This is a genomic window from Lysobacter sp. Root604, assembly GCF_001427505.1.
In the GTDB taxonomy this organism is placed as follows: Bacteria; Pseudomonadota; Gammaproteobacteria; order Xanthomonadales; family Xanthomonadaceae; genus Lysobacter.
Genome location: NZ_LMGS01000001.1, coordinates 135,811 through 150,525 on the forward strand (window position 1 = coordinate 135,811; position 14,715 = coordinate 150,525).

A 14,715-nucleotide genomic window follows, 5' to 3' on the forward strand; every position below is an offset into this window, starting at 1 on the left:
AACCCTCCCTTGCGAGTTCGAGGCTTTCGCCGGGATTTTTCGAATGGACGTCCCTGTCCATTGGAAAAACGGCGCGCGTCCTGCGCGCCGCCCTTCGGGTCTACGGTTGGTCGAGTGAGTGCGTGGCTTTTGGATTTGAATGCAACGGCAACGGCAACGGCAACCGCAACCGCAACTGCAACCGCAACGGCAGCAGGGGGCTTTTTGCTGTCATCTCGGTGTAGGCGGGGATCGACTTCAGGGCGTAGTGGAGCAGGGTGTCGGTGGTTTCGGTGGTAGAGCGTCGCCGCGTTGTCTGAGTGACCGACCCCGTTCGGTTCAGGTCCAGGTTCAGCCCGGCGGCGCCTGAGCGCCGGCGCCCAGGGCGCGTTTGCGCTCGGGGCTGAGCTGCTTGATCGCGTATTCCGCGCGCAAGGCGGTCGAGCGGTCGGGGTAGGCGAAGCTGTTCAGCAGTCGCAGGGGCGGGTGCGAGCGTGTGTAGCGGGCGCCTTTGCCGGCCGCGTGCTGGGCGTAACGGCGGTCCACGTCCACCGCGATCCCGGTGTAGACGCTGCCGTCGCGGCATTCGATGAGGTAGACGTGCCAGACGGCCATGCCGATAGGGTAGCGGCGATCGCGCCGGCGCCGCGAATCTGAATGGCCATCACAACCATACGCCAACGAACGTCATTGCTAGGACACGTAGCGACGCCGACAATGGGTCTTCCTCTGGAGAATCCGCTTGAGCGCCGCAGACGAATCGCACGCCGCCGTAACCAACCTGCGCCAACTGTGCGCGCGCTTCGCCAAACCGCACCTGGGACGGGCGGTCTGGCAACTGATCAACACCCTGATTCCGTTCGCCGCACTGTGGACCCTGATGGCCTGGAGCGTGGTGGCGCAATGGGGCTACGGCTGGACGCTGCTGCTGGCGCTGCCCTCCGCCGGCCTGTACGTGCGCATCTTCATCATCCAGCACGACTGCGGGCACGGCTCCTTCTTCGCCAGCAGCCGCGCCAACGACATCGTCGGCCGCTGCCTGGGTCTGGTGACCCTGTTCCCCTACGGCTACTGGAAGAAGACCCATGCCGTGCACCACGGCACCTCGGGCAACCTCGACCGCCGCGAGATGGGCGACATCGAGACCCTGACCGTCGCCGAGTACCGCGCGCGTTCCTGGCTGGGCCGCATGAGCTACCGCTTCTACCGCAGCACGCCGGTGCTGCTGGGCATCGGCCCGCTGTACCAGTTCGTGCTCAAGCACCGCTTCCCGTTCGATCTGCCCTTCACCTGGAAGAAGGAATGGGCGAGCGTGCTGCTCAACAACCTGATGCTGATCGTGGCCTTCGTCGCGATGGGCTTCACCATCGGCTGGCACACCGTGCTGCTGGTGCACCTGCCGATCGTGCTGCTGGCCGGCGCGATGGGCGTGTGGCTGTTCTATGTGCAGCACACCTTCGAGGATGCCTACTGGACCCGTAAGGACGACTGGAACTCGCACGAGGCCGCGATCGCCGGCAGCTCGTTCTACGACCTGCCGCGGGTGATGCATTGGTTCACCGGCAACATCGGTTACCACCACATCCACCACCTCGCCAGCCGCATCCCCAACTACCGTCTGCGCGAGGCCTACGAGTCCAGCCCGCTGCTGCAGGCCGCGCCCAAGCTGACCCTGTGGTCCAGCCTGAAGTGCGCGCGATTGAAGCTGTGGGACGAAGACCTCAAGCGCATGGTCGGTTTCCCCAAGCGCGCGCGGGCCTGATCCGCGTCTAGCAAGCACCGGGCAGGGCGTCCGCAGCGCGCGACGTCCTGCCCTCAGCGCCCCGCCGTGACCGATCCGGCGGGCGTCGCCGCCCGCAAGCGGGCGCCCCGGCGTCTCAGCGCCGCCCCTCACGTACCGCCCCACGCTCCCGGCCTCGTCCGGCGCTTCGCTTCCACGATGCCCGCGGCCCGGCCGCTCGGCCCGGCGCACGCCGACGAACGGCGCTTGACTTTGTCATCGATTGATTTAGCATTTTAGTTAAATAAGCAAATGACTAAACAATAGAGGTGTACCGCCATGATCGATGAAGCCCTAGTCACCCAAGTCGGCCTGCTCGCCTACCTGGCCATCTCCGTCGCCATGACGATCTGGGTGGCCCGCACCCTGTCGCGCAACGGCGAGGTGTTCCTGGTGATGTGCTTCGGCCAGAACGAAGTGCTGGCCAAGTCCACCAACCATCTGCTCGTGGTGGGCTTCTACCTGATCAACATCGGCGTGATCGCGATCCGCCTGGACGGCTGGAACGCCGACGCCCTGCTCAGCAACCCGATCGCCCATATCGGCAGCAAGATCGGCGTGTCGGTGCTGATGCTGGGCGCCATGCACTTCTTCAACATGATGATGATTTCGCGCTACGGCCGGGTGGTGTCGGGCTGGATGAACGAGCAGCGCTACGAAGAGCGCGTCGCCGAAGCCGCCGCGCGCGGCGCGCCGCCGCCGCTGCCGGGCCGCGGTTGAGGCCGGCTTGCGACGCGCGACCGCGCCGCAAGTCCAGGCCGCGACGGGTGCACGCACCCGCCGCGGCTTGCGCGCGTGCGGCGCCGCGCGGGGCCGGTTTCGCCCGCGCTCATACCCGCGCGGTGCGGAAGGCTATGATGTTCCCGCACCGCATCGACCGTGCGCGCCGGCCCTCGCGGGCCGACCATGAAAGCCCAGCCATGAGCGCTCAGTTATGAAACAGGACAAGATCTTCGAGGCGCTGGCGTCCACGCCGCGGCGGCAGATTCTGGCCTATCTGTCCGAGCAGGAACTGCCGGCCGGCGACATCGCCGCGCGTTTCAACATGAGCGCGCCGGCGGTCTCGCGCCACCTGTCGGTGCTGGTCAACGCCGGCCTGATTTCCAGCGAGCGGCGCGGGCAGTTCGTGGTCTACAAGCTGGTGCCCGACAACCTGGTCAATACCCTGACCCAGTTCGCGTTCGAGATCTGCCCGGTCGGCGGCCCGCTCAAGCGCGAGAGCCGGCGCGCGAAAAAAGCGGCCGGTTGAGCCGGCCGCTGGGGGAATGGCGCCGCCGTAGCGGCGCGGTATCGCATGCGATTGCGGCCGGCGCGTAGCGCGGGCCTGATGCGCGTCAGTCGCGCTCGAAGCGTGCGATCTCGTCGGCGATCGCTTGGGCACGGCGCAGGCTGCGGCCGGTGATGCTGTCTTCCATGGCCTTGGCCAGGCGCGGCCGGCTGGGGTGGCGCGACCAGCGGTGCAACCACCAGGTCGCGAGCAGGCCGACCACACCGATCGCCCCGCCGATCGCGAACACCGAGGGCGCATTGACGTATATGTCCACGCCGAACAGCGCCATGAAGACCACGGTCATGAACGGCATCCAGATCAGCCACCAGGCCAGGCCCACGACCATGCCGGTGCGCACGTAGAACTTGCGCAGCCGCGCCAGGCGTTTCTGGATGTCCAGCACCGGCGCCGAGTAGTCCACCGCCGCGATCATGGCCTGCACCATGCCGCCGCAGGCGATCAGCGCCACGCCGTAGACGTGCAGGATCAGGCCGCACACGAACAGGTGGGGGACCTCGCGGTGGCTGGTCCAGAAATCGACGCCCAGCAGCAGCACCGCCAGCCCCATCAGCATCTGCAGCCCCTGGCCCACGACCAGCGGCCACAGGCCGGATTTCAGGCGCTTGCCGCGTTCTTCGCGGAAGCGCAGCAGGTCCATGGCGTGTTGGCGCTCGAGCTTGCGGTCGAGGTCCTGCCAGGCTTGTTTGAGATCGTCCAGTTCCATCGTCGTTGCGCTCATCGTGTCGTGTATCGCGTGGTGGAAAGAAGTGCGCGCGTCGCCGTCAGTCCGGCATTTCGCTGCGTATGCGTTGTTTGAGACGGCTGATCTTGGTGGCCACGTTGGTCTCGCTGATGCCGAGCACCTCGGCGATCTCGCGGTAACTGCGGTCTTCCAGGTAGAGCAGCAGCAAGGCGCGGTTGAGCGGTTCCAGCTGGCCGATGAAGCGATGCAGGGCGCGCACGCGCTGCGCGCTCTCGTGGTCGCCGGCGGATTCGTCGGCGAGTTCGTGCAGGTCTTCGTCCAGCGGCACCGCATTGCGTTGGCGCGGGCCGTCGCTGCGCACGAACGAAATCGCCACGTTCAGCGCGATCCGGTACATCCAGGTCGAGAACGGCCGCGACGGGTCGTAGCCGGGATAGGCGCGCCACAGCTGGGTCGCGATCTCCTGGGCCAGGTCGGCGCGATCGTCGGGGTGCCGGCAATAGGTATTGCCGACCTTGAAGACGATCTTGCGATGCGCATCCAGCAGTTCGCCGAAGCGTTGCCGTGCGTTGTCCATGCCGACCGCCCCCTCCAAACCCTTCATGCCGATGCCGCCGTTTCCGCCCTAGTCGAACACATGATTCGCGGGGAGGGGCGAAACATCACAGCCGGGCGCGGCCGAGGGCAGGGCGGTCAGCCGGGCGGCGGCGCGCCCGGGCGGTGGCCGGCTTCGGCGCGGCGCCGATAGAACGACAGCAGGGTCTCGCTCTGGCCGCCCAGCAGCCAGCGCCCCAACGGCGCGGCATACCAATCGAAGGCGGTGCTGACGCGGTAGTCCAAGCTCATCGCCAGTTCGGTGCCGCCGTCGCGCGGGGTCAGGGTGTAGCGCGTGTCGAGCAGGTCGAAGTACTCGCCGCCGATGCGCACGTGATCGTCCAGCGCGCCGGCGGGCACGGAATCGGCGTCGAAATGGTATCGCCAGTTCACGTAGCGCTGCGGCTGCCAGTCGGTCGACATCTGCTGGAAGTGGATGCCTTTGCCCATGCGCACATCGCGAACCAGGCCGGTCGGCGTCTGGCGCACGATGCCTGCCAGGGGCTTGGGCACGCCGATGCGGTAGGTCCAGGCGGCATCGACTTCATCGGGTCGGATCGCGTCGGCGGTCATCAGCTGGCGCCAGACTTCCGCTGGCGGCGCGGCCACGAAAACCTCCCGCTCGATACGTTCGATGCGGCCTTGGGGATGCGGGTTCTCCACGGCGCCCAGCACCAGCGGCAGCAAGGCGGCCCCGTACAGCGAGGTGCCCGGCCATTTGGTCAGGCGGCAGATCAGGCCCATGCACAAGCCGCCGAGCGCGCCGATGATCGCGAAGATAGGGGCTGCGAGGACGACGCAGATCGCGCCTTCCAGGCCCACGGCCATGGTTCCGATCACGAAGAACACATTGGCGAGCGCGCCCATGCCCAAGTGGAAACCCAAGTCCTTGCGGGTTTGCCGCTCGACCACATAGACGGCCACCATGCCGACCACAAACGGCGCGAGCAGCAGGAACGAAATCAGCATGGTCGCGTAGGGCTCTCCGGCGTCCGCGCTGAAGATCAAGCGTAAGCCCAGACCGACCAGCACACCGCATAGCAGCGGCCATAACCAATTGCCGTACAGCCAACGAACTTTCCCGATCGGCGGCGCCGCGCTCATGACAGCCCCCGCGCGCGCAGACCCTGGCAGAACGCGCAGGGCGTGGCTGCGGGCTCGGGCAGCCGGTGCAGCTCCGGACGCGGCGGCAGGTCCGCGGGCTCGCGCAAACGACCGACCAGGCCGACACGCGCCAACGCGCGCAGCGTCCACCAGCCCGGATCCCATTCGCCCGGATACAGCCCCAAACGCGCCGAGCCCGGGAACGCATGATGGTTGTTGTGCCAGCTCTCGCCCATGGTCAGCAGCGAGGCGAAGCGCACGTTGTGGCCCTGTACCGCGGCGCCGCGCACTTCGTGGTGCATGCCGCCATGGTTGTGGGCGAAGTAGCCGATCAGCCAGTGCCCGAACACGCCCGCGCTCACGCGTGCGCACACGCCCCAGAACACCCAGCCCCAACCGCCCAGGGCGAAGAACAGCAGCGCCCAGGGCAGGTGCTGAGCCATCCAACTGCGCTGCAGGAAGCGATAGAACCGGTCGTCGGCGATGCGCGCTTCGATCGCGATCGGCGGCGGATCGGCCAGCCGCAGTTCGCAGTGCAGCTGCCACCAGGCGTCGATCAGGAACGGTTGCCGGTGGGCGAGGTAGTCGTGGCAGTGCGGCAGGCGTTGGGCGTAGTCGCGCAGGTCGTGGGTGCGCACCAGGCCTAAAGGCCCGGCCAGGCCGACCTGCACGCCGCAGTAGACCAGCAGGTACTCCAGCCACTTCGGGCAGTCGTAGCTGTCGTGGATCAGTTTGCGGTGCATGCCCAGCGAGTGGCCGAGCAGCAGCACGGTGGCGGTGCTGAGCACGAACAGGGCCAGGGCCGACCAGCTGAAGTACCAGGCACCGCCGACGGTCGCACCCAGCACCATGGTGCTGAACCACACCGAGCGCACCGGTTCCCAGACCACCGCCCCTACGCTGACCGCGCGCACCGCGGCTTCGGCATCGGGGTGAGCGCGCACGCGATGGGTACTCAGGCTGTCGGGCAGTGCGTTCATGGCGATCCCCTGGTCTGGGCGCGGACCGCTCCCAGGCTGGGGCGGCGCCGGCTGTATTCAGCATTTAACTAATTTGCTAAATGTTTATTTGCGGGCGCCGCGCTTGTCAAGCGGCCGCCGACAGGCGGCGATGCGGCGCTCGCGGGCCCGCGGGCGTCAGGCCCGCGGCGGCGCGCCGCGCTCGGAGGCGAGGTCCGGCGCGACCCAGGCGTCCACGCCCCAGGAGCGGGCCAGAGAGGCGCGGCAGGCGGCCGCCAGTTCCAGCGCGCGATGGCGCAGCTCCGAGCGGTTCTCGGGCATGTACTGCAACGCTTGGCCGAACAGCACCATGCCGGCCTCGACCTCGCGGTTCTCGACCAGCGCCAGCTCGCCCCAATAGAGCTCCCAGAAGCGCGCGACCGCGTCGCCGTGGTCGTGCGCGGACGCGATGCGCGCGCACACCCGCGCCGCTTCCGCGTACAGCTCGAGCTGTTTCTCCAGGAACGGCCGGGTCGCCTCGATGCGCCGGGCCTCGGCTTTGCGCTCGCCTTCTTCGCGCATGGCCTGCAGCTGATCGCGCCGAGCGGTGCGCCAGGTCCACACGCCCCAGCAGAACGAGGCGCTGGCGCCGACCACCGCGATCAGCACCTTGAGGGTTTCTGCATCCATGCCTTGCGCTCCGATGCTTCAGTCGACGAAGTCGTACAGACGGTAGATCCAGGACAGCTCGTAGAGAATGCCCGCGACCACGAACGCACGGTGGAACCACTCCGAACGCGTGCGCATCGCGATCAGGCACATCAGCACGAAGCCCAGATTGCGCAGCGGGTATTCGGGGCCGCGGCTTTCGAAGTAGATGCTGCCCTTGATCGCGGTGTCGATGAAATCGATCAGATAGCTCAGCGCCATGATCCCGAAGAACCACTTGCGCCGCGACTGGAAGTAATCCTGCCAGCCGCCGTAGTCGCCGATGTCGTCGGGAAACAGCAGGGTGCACAGCAGGAACAGCACGACCACGTAGACGATCAGGAACGCGTAGGCGGTGATGGTCCAGGCATGCACGTGGATCAGGCGGAACTCCCACCACCAGAAATGGGTGAGCAGGATGAACATCGACACCGCCCAGCCCAGGTGCACCCAGTAGATGCGATCGCGGCCGGGGTGCTGGACGAAGCGCGCCAGGCCCTTGAGCAGGGTAGTGATCGCCAGGCCCAGGATGATGCCCAGCAGGACCCGGATATGGAGGAATTGCGGTTCCATGCGCGCGCTCCGTGTGGCGGCAGATCTTGCGGCCGGTCTCCCGGCGGCGGCCTTCCCTGGGCCGTGCCGGCGCCGGCAGCATACGGCGCACCGGGGCCGCGCGGCGAGGTTGGAGCGCAGGCTCGGGCCAATGCTGCGATCATGGCGCATGAGCCAGAACGACGATTTCGCCTCCCTCCCGCTGTCGCCCGCCTTATTGCAGGGCGTGGCCGCGCTCGGTTACGAGCGCATGACCCCCATCCAGGCTCAGGGCCTGCCGGCCCTGTTGGAGGGCCGCGACCTGATCGCGCAGGCCCCGACCGGCAGCGGCAAGACCGCCGCCTTCGGCCTGGGCCTGCTGCACCGACTGGACCCCGCCGACGGCCGCACCCAGGCATTGGTGCTGTGCCCCACGCGCGAGCTGGCCGACCAGGTCGGTCGCCAGCTGCGCAAGCTCGCCTTCGCGATTCCCAACCTCAAGGTCTCGGTGCTCTGCGGCGGCATGCCGCTGGGCCCGCAGTTGGCCTCGCTGGAGCACGCACCGCACGTGGTGGTCGGTACGCCGGGCCGCCTGCAGGAGCTGGTGCGCAAGCAGGCCCTGCGCCTGGATGCGGTGTCGGTGCTGGTGCTGGACGAAGCCGACCGCATGCTCGACATGGGCTTCGAGGAGCCGATCCGCGAGCTGGTCGGCAAGACCCCGCGCAAGCGCCAGACCCTGCTGTTCTCGGCCACCTTCCCTGACGCGATCCGCACCCTGGCCGCGAAGATGATGCGCGAGCCGGTCGAGGTCACGGTCGAAGGCGCCGCCGGGCAGCCGGTGGTCGAACAGCATTTCTACGAAGTCGAGCCGGCCAGGAAGACCCCGCTGCTGGCCGCGCTGCTGCTGGAGTTCCGCCCGGATTCCTGCGTGGTGTTCTGCAACATGCGCCGCGACACCGAGGAAGTGGTCGGCTCGCTGAGCCACTACGGCTTCACCGCGCTGGCCCTGCACGGCGATATGGAGCAGCGCGACCGCGACGAAGTGCTGGTGCGCTTCGCCAACCGCAGCTGCAACGTGCTGGTCGCCAGCGACGTGGCCGCGCGCGGCCTGGACGTGCAGGACTTGGCCGCGGTGGTGAACTACGAACTGCCGACCGATCCGGACGTCTACATCCATCGCATCGGCCGCACCGGTCGCGCCGGCCGCGGCGGCGTGGCCCTGAGCCTGTGCAGTCCGCGCGAGATCGCGCGCGCGCAGCCGATCGAAGAACGCCAGGGCCGGCCGTTGCGTTGGGAACGCGCCGCACCGCTGGCCGGCCGCGCCAGCAACGTGCCGGTGGCGCCGATGGCGACCCTGCGCATCGACGCCGGCCGCACCGACAAGCTGCGCCCCGGCGACGTGCTCGGCGCGCTCACTGGCGATGCCGGGCTCAAGGCCGACCAGGTCGGCAAGATCGACGTGTTCCCGACCCGATCCTATGTCGCCGTCGCGCGCGCGCAGGCCGCGCAGGCGCTGGCGCGTCTGCGTGAAGGCAAGATCAAGGGGCGCAAGTTCCGCGTGCATAAACTGTAGGAAACCGATACGGGAAACGGCGGAGACTGGCGGGGCACGCGCGTTTGCGCGAAGCTGCGGCGGTCGCCGCGTCACGGCCGCGACGCCGCCACTGGCTACGAGAGTGACGATGATCAAGCCGCAAAAGCCCGCCAACGAAGCCGAGCGCCTGGCCGCGCTGCAGCGTTACGCGATCCTGGACACGCCGCCGGACTCGGCCTTCGACGACCTGACCGCGATCGCCGGCGCGATCTGCGCCACGCCGATGAGCACGGTGTCGCTGATCGACGCCGACCGCCAATGGTTCAAGGGCCGGCGTGGCCTGGAGACCGAGGAGACCTCGCGCGATTACGCCTTCTGCGCGCACGCGATCCTGGAGCCGTCGAACGTGATGGTGGTGCCCGACGCGCGCGACGACGCGCGCTTCCAGGGCAACCCGCTGGTTACCGGCGACCCCAATATCCGTTTTTACGCCGGCGCGCCGCTGGTCAGTTCCGACGGTTACGCGCTGGGCACCCTGTGCGTGCTCGACGACCAGCCGCGCCAGTTGGCGCCGTTCCAGATCGCCGCGCTGCAGGCGCTGTCGCGCCAGGTCACCCACCTGATGGAACTGCGCCGGGTCAGTCGCGAACTCAGCCATCAGCTCAATGAGCGCGCCTGGTACGAGGAGCAATTACAGCACTACCAGCAGGAACTGGAAGCGCAGAACGCCGACCTCACCGAGCAGACCCGCACCGACGCCCTGACCGGGCTGGCCAACCGGCGTGCGTTCGGCGTCGCCTTGGAGCAGGCCCTGCTGGCGGGACGCCAGGTCGCGGTGGCGGTGCTGGACATCGACCACTTCAAGATCGTCAACGACGTCCACGGCCACGCGGTCGGCGACGAGGTGCTCAGCGACGTCGCACGCGTGCTGCGTTCGGCCAGTGGCGGCAGCGGCCTGGTCGCGCGCTACGGCGGCGAGGAGTTCGTGTGGCTGATCCACGACCGCGGCCTGAGCGACGCGGCTCTGCAATGCGAATACCTGCGCGAGTCGGTGGAACACACCACCCAGACCCTGGCGGTGACCACCAGCATCGGCGTCGCTGTGGCGCGCGCCGGCGAAACCGCCGAGCAGTTGTTCTCCCGCGCCGACCAGGCCCTGTACGCGGCCAAGCGCGGCGGACGCAACCGAGTGGTCGCGTCCGAGGAATGAGCGCCGCGCTTACTTGCCGTTGGCGCTGAAGCTGCCCGGGCCGAGCAGGGCGATCGCCAGGCCGGAGACCAGGAACATCACTTGCAGCTCCAGGGCCCAGCCGCCCTGGTCGTTGAGCTGGTTCAACTGGCCCAGGTGGACCAGGAAGATCGCGAACAGCATGTTGACCGCGATCAGCGCGCCGCCGACACGCGCGTGCCAGCCCACGATCAACAGGATCGGCGCCAGCACCTCGCCCAGCAGCACGCCGTAGCCGAGGAAGCCGGGCAGCCCGTGCGACTCGACCAGGCCGACGATGCCGCCCATGCCGCCTTTGAGCTTAGCGATGCCGTGCAGCAGGATCAGCGCGCCCAGGACGATGCGCATGAACAGTCGGGCGAGATCCTGTTGGGTATTCGGGTTCATCGGGCTTCCTCGGTGCGATCGGTTCGCGTGGACGAACGGCAGGATAATCGGCGCGGGCGGCCGTGTCTGCGGGGAGAGCCATCGAGGCAGGGCCGAGCCGAAAGGGGAGTCGCTGGCCCTGCGGTCGGCCGGCTTCGATTGACCGGCTCGCGCGGCTGTACCCACAATCGGTCAACACCCCGATGCAGCCGACCCGCATGCGATTGCTCCTGCCCTTGTTGTTGTTGGCGCCGGCGTGCCCGGCCGTGGCTTCCGAAACGCTGAGCGCGGTCATCGCAGTGACCAAGGATGAGGCCTATCGCTCTTCGCGCGTCGACTGGCCGCGCGTGGAGGCCGAGGCCGCGGCGGTCGAGCGAGCCGAGGGCGAAGACGCCGCCGTCCAGTTCGTGGTCCGTGCCTTGGGCGACCGCCATACCTGGTACGAGTCGCCCACCGCGAGCCGACCGCCGGCTCCCGCTCCAACTCCATCCGCCGCACCCACCGCACCCGCCGCACCGCAGCCGATCGCGGTCGCGCTACCGGCAGCGCAGGGCGTACCGGTACTGCAGATCAACGCCTGGAGCGGCAAGGATTCGACCGCAGCTGCGTCCAGCGTGCGCAATGCCCTGATCGCTTCGCTGGAACAACCCGCCTGCGGCCTGGTGCTGGATTTTTCCTCGAACGAGGGCGGCAACATGTGGCCGATGCTGGTCGGCCTGGCGCCGCTGTTGAGCGAAGGCAGGCTGGGCGGCTTCCGGAGCGCGAAAGGCGACGACACCGAGATCGCGTACCGCGGCGGCAAGATCACGCTTGGCGGCGGCGAGCATTTCCTCAATGCATCGATGACTCTCACGCCGCAACGACTCCCGCGCTACGTGGCATTCGTGATCGGCAAGGAAACGGCGAGTTCCGGCGAGATCACCTCCATCATGTTTCGCGGTCAGGCCAATGTCCGCTATTTCGGCACGCCTACGGCGGGATACTCGACGGCGAACGCGACCATTCCACTGCCCAACGGCGGGAGGCTGATGCTTACCACCGCCGCGACCCTGGACCGCAACGGGAATGCCTACGAAACCGTGCTGGCCCCGGACGTGCAAACGGACCACCCGATACAGGACGCGGCGACGTGGGTCAATTCGCAGTGTAAGAAGCGATAGACTTCGGAGTCTCGATCGAGCCGCGTGCGGCCGCGACGGTCGAATTCAGGAGCCAGCTTCCATGTCGGCAGACACCGTGACCATCACATTGCCGGAGCCGGTCTACACGCTGTTCGACACGACTAGACAGGATTTACCCGCAGTTGTGGTCGTCAACGATGCACTGTTGTCGTTCCAGCATACGGATGTTTTCGCTTGGCACCTCGAGGTGACGGTGCATGCCGTTGATCTGGCCGAGCAGGGTATGCCTTCCAACGAAGAGAGCCGAATCCTGCGCGAGTTGTATCCGTTGGCATCGGGCAACAACGCTTAAGGAGAGGAACGTGCAGGTCTACTATCTGGAAATCGTGAGCAAGGATGTCGAATCCGTATGCACCGCCTACGAGGCGGCCAACGGCGTGCGCTTCGGCGCGCCCGATCCCGGGTTAGGCCATGCGCGTACCGCGCCTTTGGCCGGCGGCGGCCTGGTCGGCGTGCGCGCACCCTTGCGGACCACCGAGGAGCCGGTGGTGCGGCCTTACTGGCTGGTAGCGGATATCGAGGCGGCAGTCGCCGCCGTGGTGCAAGCGGGTGGCTTCGTCGCGGTCGAGCCCACGCCGATACCCGGCCACGGCACCTTCGCCATCTATCTGCAGGGCGGCAACGACCATGGCTTGTGGCAGCTGTGAGCCCGGCGCCGGCGGCGTAAATTCGGTCAAGCGTGGATAAGGGCAGGGGCGTCATCGGTGGGCTATTCGATTCCAAAGCAGAACGCGATTTCCTACGGCCCCGAAGCTTTGCGTTCCTTCCATGGCTACATCTTCGAGTGGATCGACAATCTGCACTTCACGCAGGCGCCCTCCGCTTTCGTCGGGTCGCAGGCCGCGGCCTACATAGCGGCGGTCAAGGACCGTTTTCTGGCCATGGGCTGGGAGGGCGACGGGGATATCGAGTTGCTCTGGCTTCCGCCCTTCGTATTCCGGTTCGATGCCGGCATCAAGCCCGAGGGACTGGTGCTATGGCATGTCAAACAAGAAGAGGATGGGGTTTCCTTCCTTCTTTCGCCGGTACAGCTGCCGTTTGAGGCCTTCCGGCATGACGGCGGCGGGGCGTTTGGCGATCAGTCGTCCGATGGGACGGACTGACTCGGTGCTCGTACCGCTATGAAGCCAGAGATTCAAGCGAATAAAGTGGTGGTTCTGTCGGGCTCCGGCCTGAGCGCGGAGAGCGGTCTGCCCACGTTCCGCGATTCGAAGGGCCTGTGGAACAACTACTCCTGGCAGGAGGTCGCAAGCCTCGAAGGCTGGAGGAAGCGCCCCGAGGCGGTGCTGGCTTTTTACAACGAGCGCCGCGCCAAGGCCTGGGCAGCCGAGCCGAATCCGGCCCATCTCGCCATCGCCGCTCTGGAGTCGGCTTATGAAGTCGTCGTAGTCACCCAGAACGTCGATGAACTTCATGAGCGCGCAGGATCCAGCAAGGTCATCCACCTGCACGGGGAGCTCGCGTACGCGCGCAGCACCTCGGACACGCCCAAGCGGTATCGCATCAAGGACGCTCCTATCCTGCTTGGTCAGGTGTGCGAGGAGGGCAGTCAGCTCAGGCCGGATATCGTGTGGTTTGGGGAACAGACCCAACACATGGAGCTAGCCTGGCAACACATCGCCACCGCCGCCAAGGTGATGGTGGTGGGCACTTCGCTCACGGTCTATCCGGCCGCCACGCTAGTCGACGCGGCTGCGGACTCGGCAGAGAAAGTGCTGATCTCGCTGGAGATGGACGAGATACCTTATGGATTCGAGTTCATTCGCGGCAATGCGGCCCAAGCCGTTCCGCGCTTGGCGAAGGCGTGGCTTGAGCGCGAGTGAGCGGGCGAGCCCAGTACGGACCGTGGTTTCCTACTCGGACAGGTTCTTGGCCTCGGCTGTCCCCAGCAACTCCGGCTGCGACACCGCGCGCGGGCGGCTGATCAGCGGGTGCACGAACACCGCCGACAGGATGATCGCCACGCCCACATAGAACAGGCCGCTGAGCTCGCGCTGTTCGCCCAGCAGGGCGATGGCGAGCACGATCGCGTACACCGGTTCCAGGTTGATCGCGAGTTGGGCCGCGAACGCGGTCATGTGGCGCAGCGCCACCAGCGACAGCGCGAACGGCAGCAGCGTGCACACCAGCGCCAGGATCACCAGCAGCACCGCGTCGCGCAGGCCCGGCAGCACCAGCAGATCGCCGGCGAAGGCCGGGAACAGCAGCGGCATCACCGGCGCCAGCACGGTCAGGGCGAGGGTGCCGGCGCCGAGTTCCAGTGCGGTCACGGTCAGCGGATCGCCGTGCTCGACCAGGCGCTTGTTGAGCGAGGAGAACAACGCCACCAGCAATGCGGACACCGCGCCGACCGCGATCCCCGCGCGCATCTCGTGCGGCACGCCGCCCACCACCAGGGCCACGCCCGGCAGCACCGCCACACCCAGCGCCAGTTCGCGCTTGGAGAACGGCCGTTTGGCCAGCTTGGGTTCGATCAAGGCGGTGAACACTGTCGCCAGCGCGATGCAGGTCGCGGCGACCGAGGCGTTGGCCAACTTGATCGCGCCGTAGAAGGTCAGCCAATGCAGCGCCACCAGCACACCGATGCCTGCGTAGGACCACAGCAGCCGCGCCGGCATCGCGCGCAGGCCGCGCCAGACCTTGGGCAGCAGGGCCAGCGCGACCACCACGATCAGCATGCGCGACCACACCAGCGGCAGCGCCGGCAGCGAGATCAGCTTGCCCAGGATCGCGGTGAAGCCCCACAGCAGCACGCAGAAGTGGATCTGGACTTGCGCCTTGGCGGTTGGGGTCATCGGT

Annotated in this window: 19 protein-coding genes; 10 read left to right on the plus strand and 9 right to left on the minus strand. The window is 67.4% G+C overall.

Annotated elements, in window-relative coordinates:
* Positions 1-330 precede the first annotated feature (330 nt).
* Complete coding sequence (locus ASD69_RS00625; RefSeq protein WP_056172611.1) at positions 331-594, minus strand: GIY-YIG nuclease family protein; 264 nt, start codon at positions 592-594, stop codon at positions 331-333.
* A gap of 127 nt (positions 595-721) precedes the next feature.
* Here ASD69_RS00625 and ASD69_RS00630 point away from each other — a divergent pair, with 127 nt between their 5' ends.
* From ASD69_RS00630 to ASD69_RS00640, 3 genes are all read left to right on the plus strand, one after another.
* The gene (locus tag ASD69_RS00630) at positions 722-1,741 is read left to right on the plus strand and encodes a fatty acid desaturase (protein ID WP_200943917.1); all 1,020 of its coding nucleotides are present in this window, start codon (positions 722-724) and stop codon (positions 1,739-1,741) included.
* A 297-nt stretch (positions 1,742-2,038) separates the two neighbouring features.
* Positions 2,039-2,479, plus strand: a complete 441-nt coding sequence (locus tag ASD69_RS00635; RefSeq protein WP_175489039.1) for a hypothetical protein — start codon at positions 2,039-2,041, stop codon at positions 2,477-2,479.
* Between the two features lie 214 nt (positions 2,480-2,693).
* Positions 2,694-3,008 (plus strand): metalloregulator ArsR/SmtB family transcription factor, encoded by a 315-nt coding sequence (locus ASD69_RS00640; RefSeq protein ID WP_056172614.1) that lies wholly within the window; start codon positions 2,694-2,696, stop codon positions 3,006-3,008.
* A gap of 85 nt (positions 3,009-3,093) precedes the next feature.
* Here ASD69_RS00640 and ASD69_RS00645 read toward each other — a convergent pair whose 3' ends face one another.
* The 6 genes from ASD69_RS00645 to ASD69_RS00670 form a co-directional block, all read right to left on the minus strand.
* Complete coding sequence (locus tag ASD69_RS00645; RefSeq protein ID WP_157498864.1) at positions 3,094-3,768, minus strand: hypothetical protein; 675 nt, start codon at positions 3,766-3,768, stop codon at positions 3,094-3,096.
* A 43-nt stretch (positions 3,769-3,811) separates the two neighbouring features.
* Positions 3,812-4,309: a sigma-70 family RNA polymerase sigma factor gene (locus ASD69_RS00650; protein WP_056176333.1), complete on the minus strand. Its 498-nt coding sequence runs from the start codon at positions 4,307-4,309 to the stop codon at positions 3,812-3,814.
* A 116-nt stretch (positions 4,310-4,425) separates the two neighbouring features.
* Positions 4,426-5,430 (minus strand): hypothetical protein, encoded by a 1,005-nt coding sequence (locus ASD69_RS00655; protein WP_056172619.1) that lies wholly within the window; start codon positions 5,428-5,430, stop codon positions 4,426-4,428.
* A complete protein-coding gene (locus ASD69_RS00660; protein ID WP_200943918.1) occupies positions 5,427-6,410 on the minus strand; it encodes an acyl-CoA desaturase in 984 nt (327 codons plus the stop codon). The genes ASD69_RS00655 and ASD69_RS00660 overlap by 4 nt, the downstream gene beginning before the upstream one ends.
* 156 nt (positions 6,411-6,566) lie before the next feature.
* Complete coding sequence (locus ASD69_RS00665; protein ID WP_056172622.1) at positions 6,567-7,058, minus strand: hypothetical protein; 492 nt, start codon at positions 7,056-7,058, stop codon at positions 6,567-6,569.
* An 18-nt stretch (positions 7,059-7,076) separates the two neighbouring features.
* A complete protein-coding gene (locus ASD69_RS00670) occupies positions 7,077-7,649 on the minus strand; it encodes a hypothetical protein (RefSeq protein WP_056172625.1) in 573 nt (190 codons plus the stop codon).
* A 148-nt stretch (positions 7,650-7,797) separates the two neighbouring features.
* Between ASD69_RS00670 and dbpA the strand changes: the two genes are divergently transcribed.
* Positions 7,798-9,180 (plus strand): ATP-dependent RNA helicase DbpA, encoded by a 1,383-nt coding sequence (dbpA, locus tag ASD69_RS00675; protein WP_056172627.1) that lies wholly within the window; start codon positions 7,798-7,800, stop codon positions 9,178-9,180.
* Positions 9,181-9,289: 109 nt separating this feature from the next.
* Positions 9,290-10,351: a sensor domain-containing diguanylate cyclase gene (locus ASD69_RS00680; RefSeq protein ID WP_056172631.1), complete on the plus strand. Its 1,062-nt coding sequence runs from the start codon at positions 9,290-9,292 to the stop codon at positions 10,349-10,351.
* 9 nt (positions 10,352-10,360) lie between these two features.
* Here the strand turns inward: ASD69_RS00680 and ASD69_RS00685 are convergent, their stop codons facing one another.
* Positions 10,361-10,756 carry a DoxX family protein gene (locus tag ASD69_RS00685; protein ID WP_056172634.1) on the minus strand — a complete coding sequence of 132 codons (396 nt, stop codon included), beginning with the start codon at positions 10,754-10,756 and terminating at the stop codon, positions 10,361-10,363.
* Positions 10,757-10,953: 197 nt separating this feature from the next.
* On the opposite strand from ASD69_RS00685, the gene ASD69_RS00690 reads away from it, so the two are divergent.
* From ASD69_RS00690 to ASD69_RS00710, 5 genes are all read left to right on the plus strand, one after another.
* Positions 10,954-11,895, plus strand: coding sequence for a S41 family peptidase (locus tag ASD69_RS00690; protein ID WP_157498866.1), 942 nt, complete (start codon positions 10,954-10,956; stop codon positions 11,893-11,895).
* A 61-nt stretch (positions 11,896-11,956) separates the two neighbouring features.
* On the plus strand, positions 11,957-12,208 hold the full coding sequence (locus ASD69_RS22170; protein WP_056172641.1) for a DUF695 domain-containing protein: 252 nt from the start codon (positions 11,957-11,959) through the stop codon (positions 12,206-12,208).
* A gap of 10 nt (positions 12,209-12,218) precedes the next feature.
* Positions 12,219-12,563: a hypothetical protein gene (locus tag ASD69_RS00700; protein ID WP_056172644.1), complete on the plus strand. Its 345-nt coding sequence runs from the start codon at positions 12,219-12,221 to the stop codon at positions 12,561-12,563.
* A 57-nt stretch (positions 12,564-12,620) separates the two neighbouring features.
* On the plus strand, positions 12,621-13,019 hold the full coding sequence (locus tag ASD69_RS00705) for a hypothetical protein (RefSeq protein ID WP_200943919.1): 399 nt from the start codon (positions 12,621-12,623) through the stop codon (positions 13,017-13,019).
* A gap of 18 nt (positions 13,020-13,037) precedes the next feature.
* Positions 13,038-13,739 carry a Sir2 family NAD-dependent protein deacetylase gene (locus ASD69_RS00710; RefSeq protein WP_056172647.1) on the plus strand — a complete coding sequence of 234 codons (702 nt, stop codon included), beginning with the start codon at positions 13,038-13,040 and terminating at the stop codon, positions 13,737-13,739.
* Between the two features lie 30 nt (positions 13,740-13,769).
* Here the strand turns inward: ASD69_RS00710 and ASD69_RS00715 are convergent, their stop codons facing one another.
* On the minus strand, positions 13,770-14,711 hold the full coding sequence (locus ASD69_RS00715; protein ID WP_056172650.1) for a DMT family transporter: 942 nt from the start codon (positions 14,709-14,711) through the stop codon (positions 13,770-13,772).
* Between the last annotated feature and the right edge of the window lie 4 nt (positions 14,712-14,715).

Bases quoted from the DNA above. Each gene is read 5' to 3' on its own strand.
- ASD69_RS00715 (WP_056172650.1), bottom strand. From the start codon at position 14,711: ATGACCCCAACCGCCAAGGCGCAAGTCCAGATCCACTTCTGCGTGCTG.
- ASD69_RS00635 (WP_175489039.1), top strand. From the start codon at position 2,039: ATGATCGATGAAGCCCTAGTCACCCAAGTCGGCCTGCTCGCCTACCTG.
- ASD69_RS00645 (WP_157498864.1), bottom strand. From the start codon at position 3,768: ATGAGCGCAACGACGATGGAACTGGACGATCTCAAACAAGCCTGGCAG.
- ASD69_RS00650 (WP_056176333.1), bottom strand. From the start codon at position 4,309: ATGGACAACGCACGGCAACGCTTCGGCGAACTGCTGGATGCGCATCGC.
- ASD69_RS00660 (WP_200943918.1), bottom strand. From the start codon at position 6,410: ATGAACGCACTGCCCGACAGCCTGAGTACCCATCGCGTGCGCGCTCAC.
- ASD69_RS00680 (WP_056172631.1), top strand. From the start codon at position 9,290: ATGATCAAGCCGCAAAAGCCCGCCAACGAAGCCGAGCGCCTGGCCGCG.
- ASD69_RS00670 (WP_056172625.1), bottom strand. From the start codon at position 7,649: ATGGAACCGCAATTCCTCCATATCCGGGTCCTGCTGGGCATCATCCTG.
- ASD69_RS00625 (WP_056172611.1), bottom strand. From the start codon at position 594: ATGGCCGTCTGGCACGTCTACCTCATCGAATGCCGCGACGGCAGCGTC.
- dbpA (WP_056172627.1), top strand. From the start codon at position 7,798: ATGAGCCAGAACGACGATTTCGCCTCCCTCCCGCTGTCGCCCGCCTTA.
- ASD69_RS00710 (WP_056172647.1), top strand. From the start codon at position 13,038: ATGAAGCCAGAGATTCAAGCGAATAAAGTGGTGGTTCTGTCGGGCTCC.
- ASD69_RS00655 (WP_056172619.1), bottom strand. From the start codon at position 5,430: ATGAGCGCGGCGCCGCCGATCGGGAAAGTTCGTTGGCTGTACGGCAAT.
- ASD69_RS00685 (WP_056172634.1), bottom strand. From the start codon at position 10,756: ATGAACCCGAATACCCAACAGGATCTCGCCCGACTGTTCATGCGCATC.
- ASD69_RS00640 (WP_056172614.1), top strand. From the start codon at position 2,694: ATGAAACAGGACAAGATCTTCGAGGCGCTGGCGTCCACGCCGCGGCGG.
- ASD69_RS22170 (WP_056172641.1), top strand. From the start codon at position 11,957: ATGTCGGCAGACACCGTGACCATCACATTGCCGGAGCCGGTCTACACG.
- ASD69_RS00665 (WP_056172622.1), bottom strand. From the start codon at position 7,058: ATGGATGCAGAAACCCTCAAGGTGCTGATCGCGGTGGTCGGCGCCAGC.
- ASD69_RS00690 (WP_157498866.1), top strand. From the start codon at position 10,954: ATGCGATTGCTCCTGCCCTTGTTGTTGTTGGCGCCGGCGTGCCCGGCC.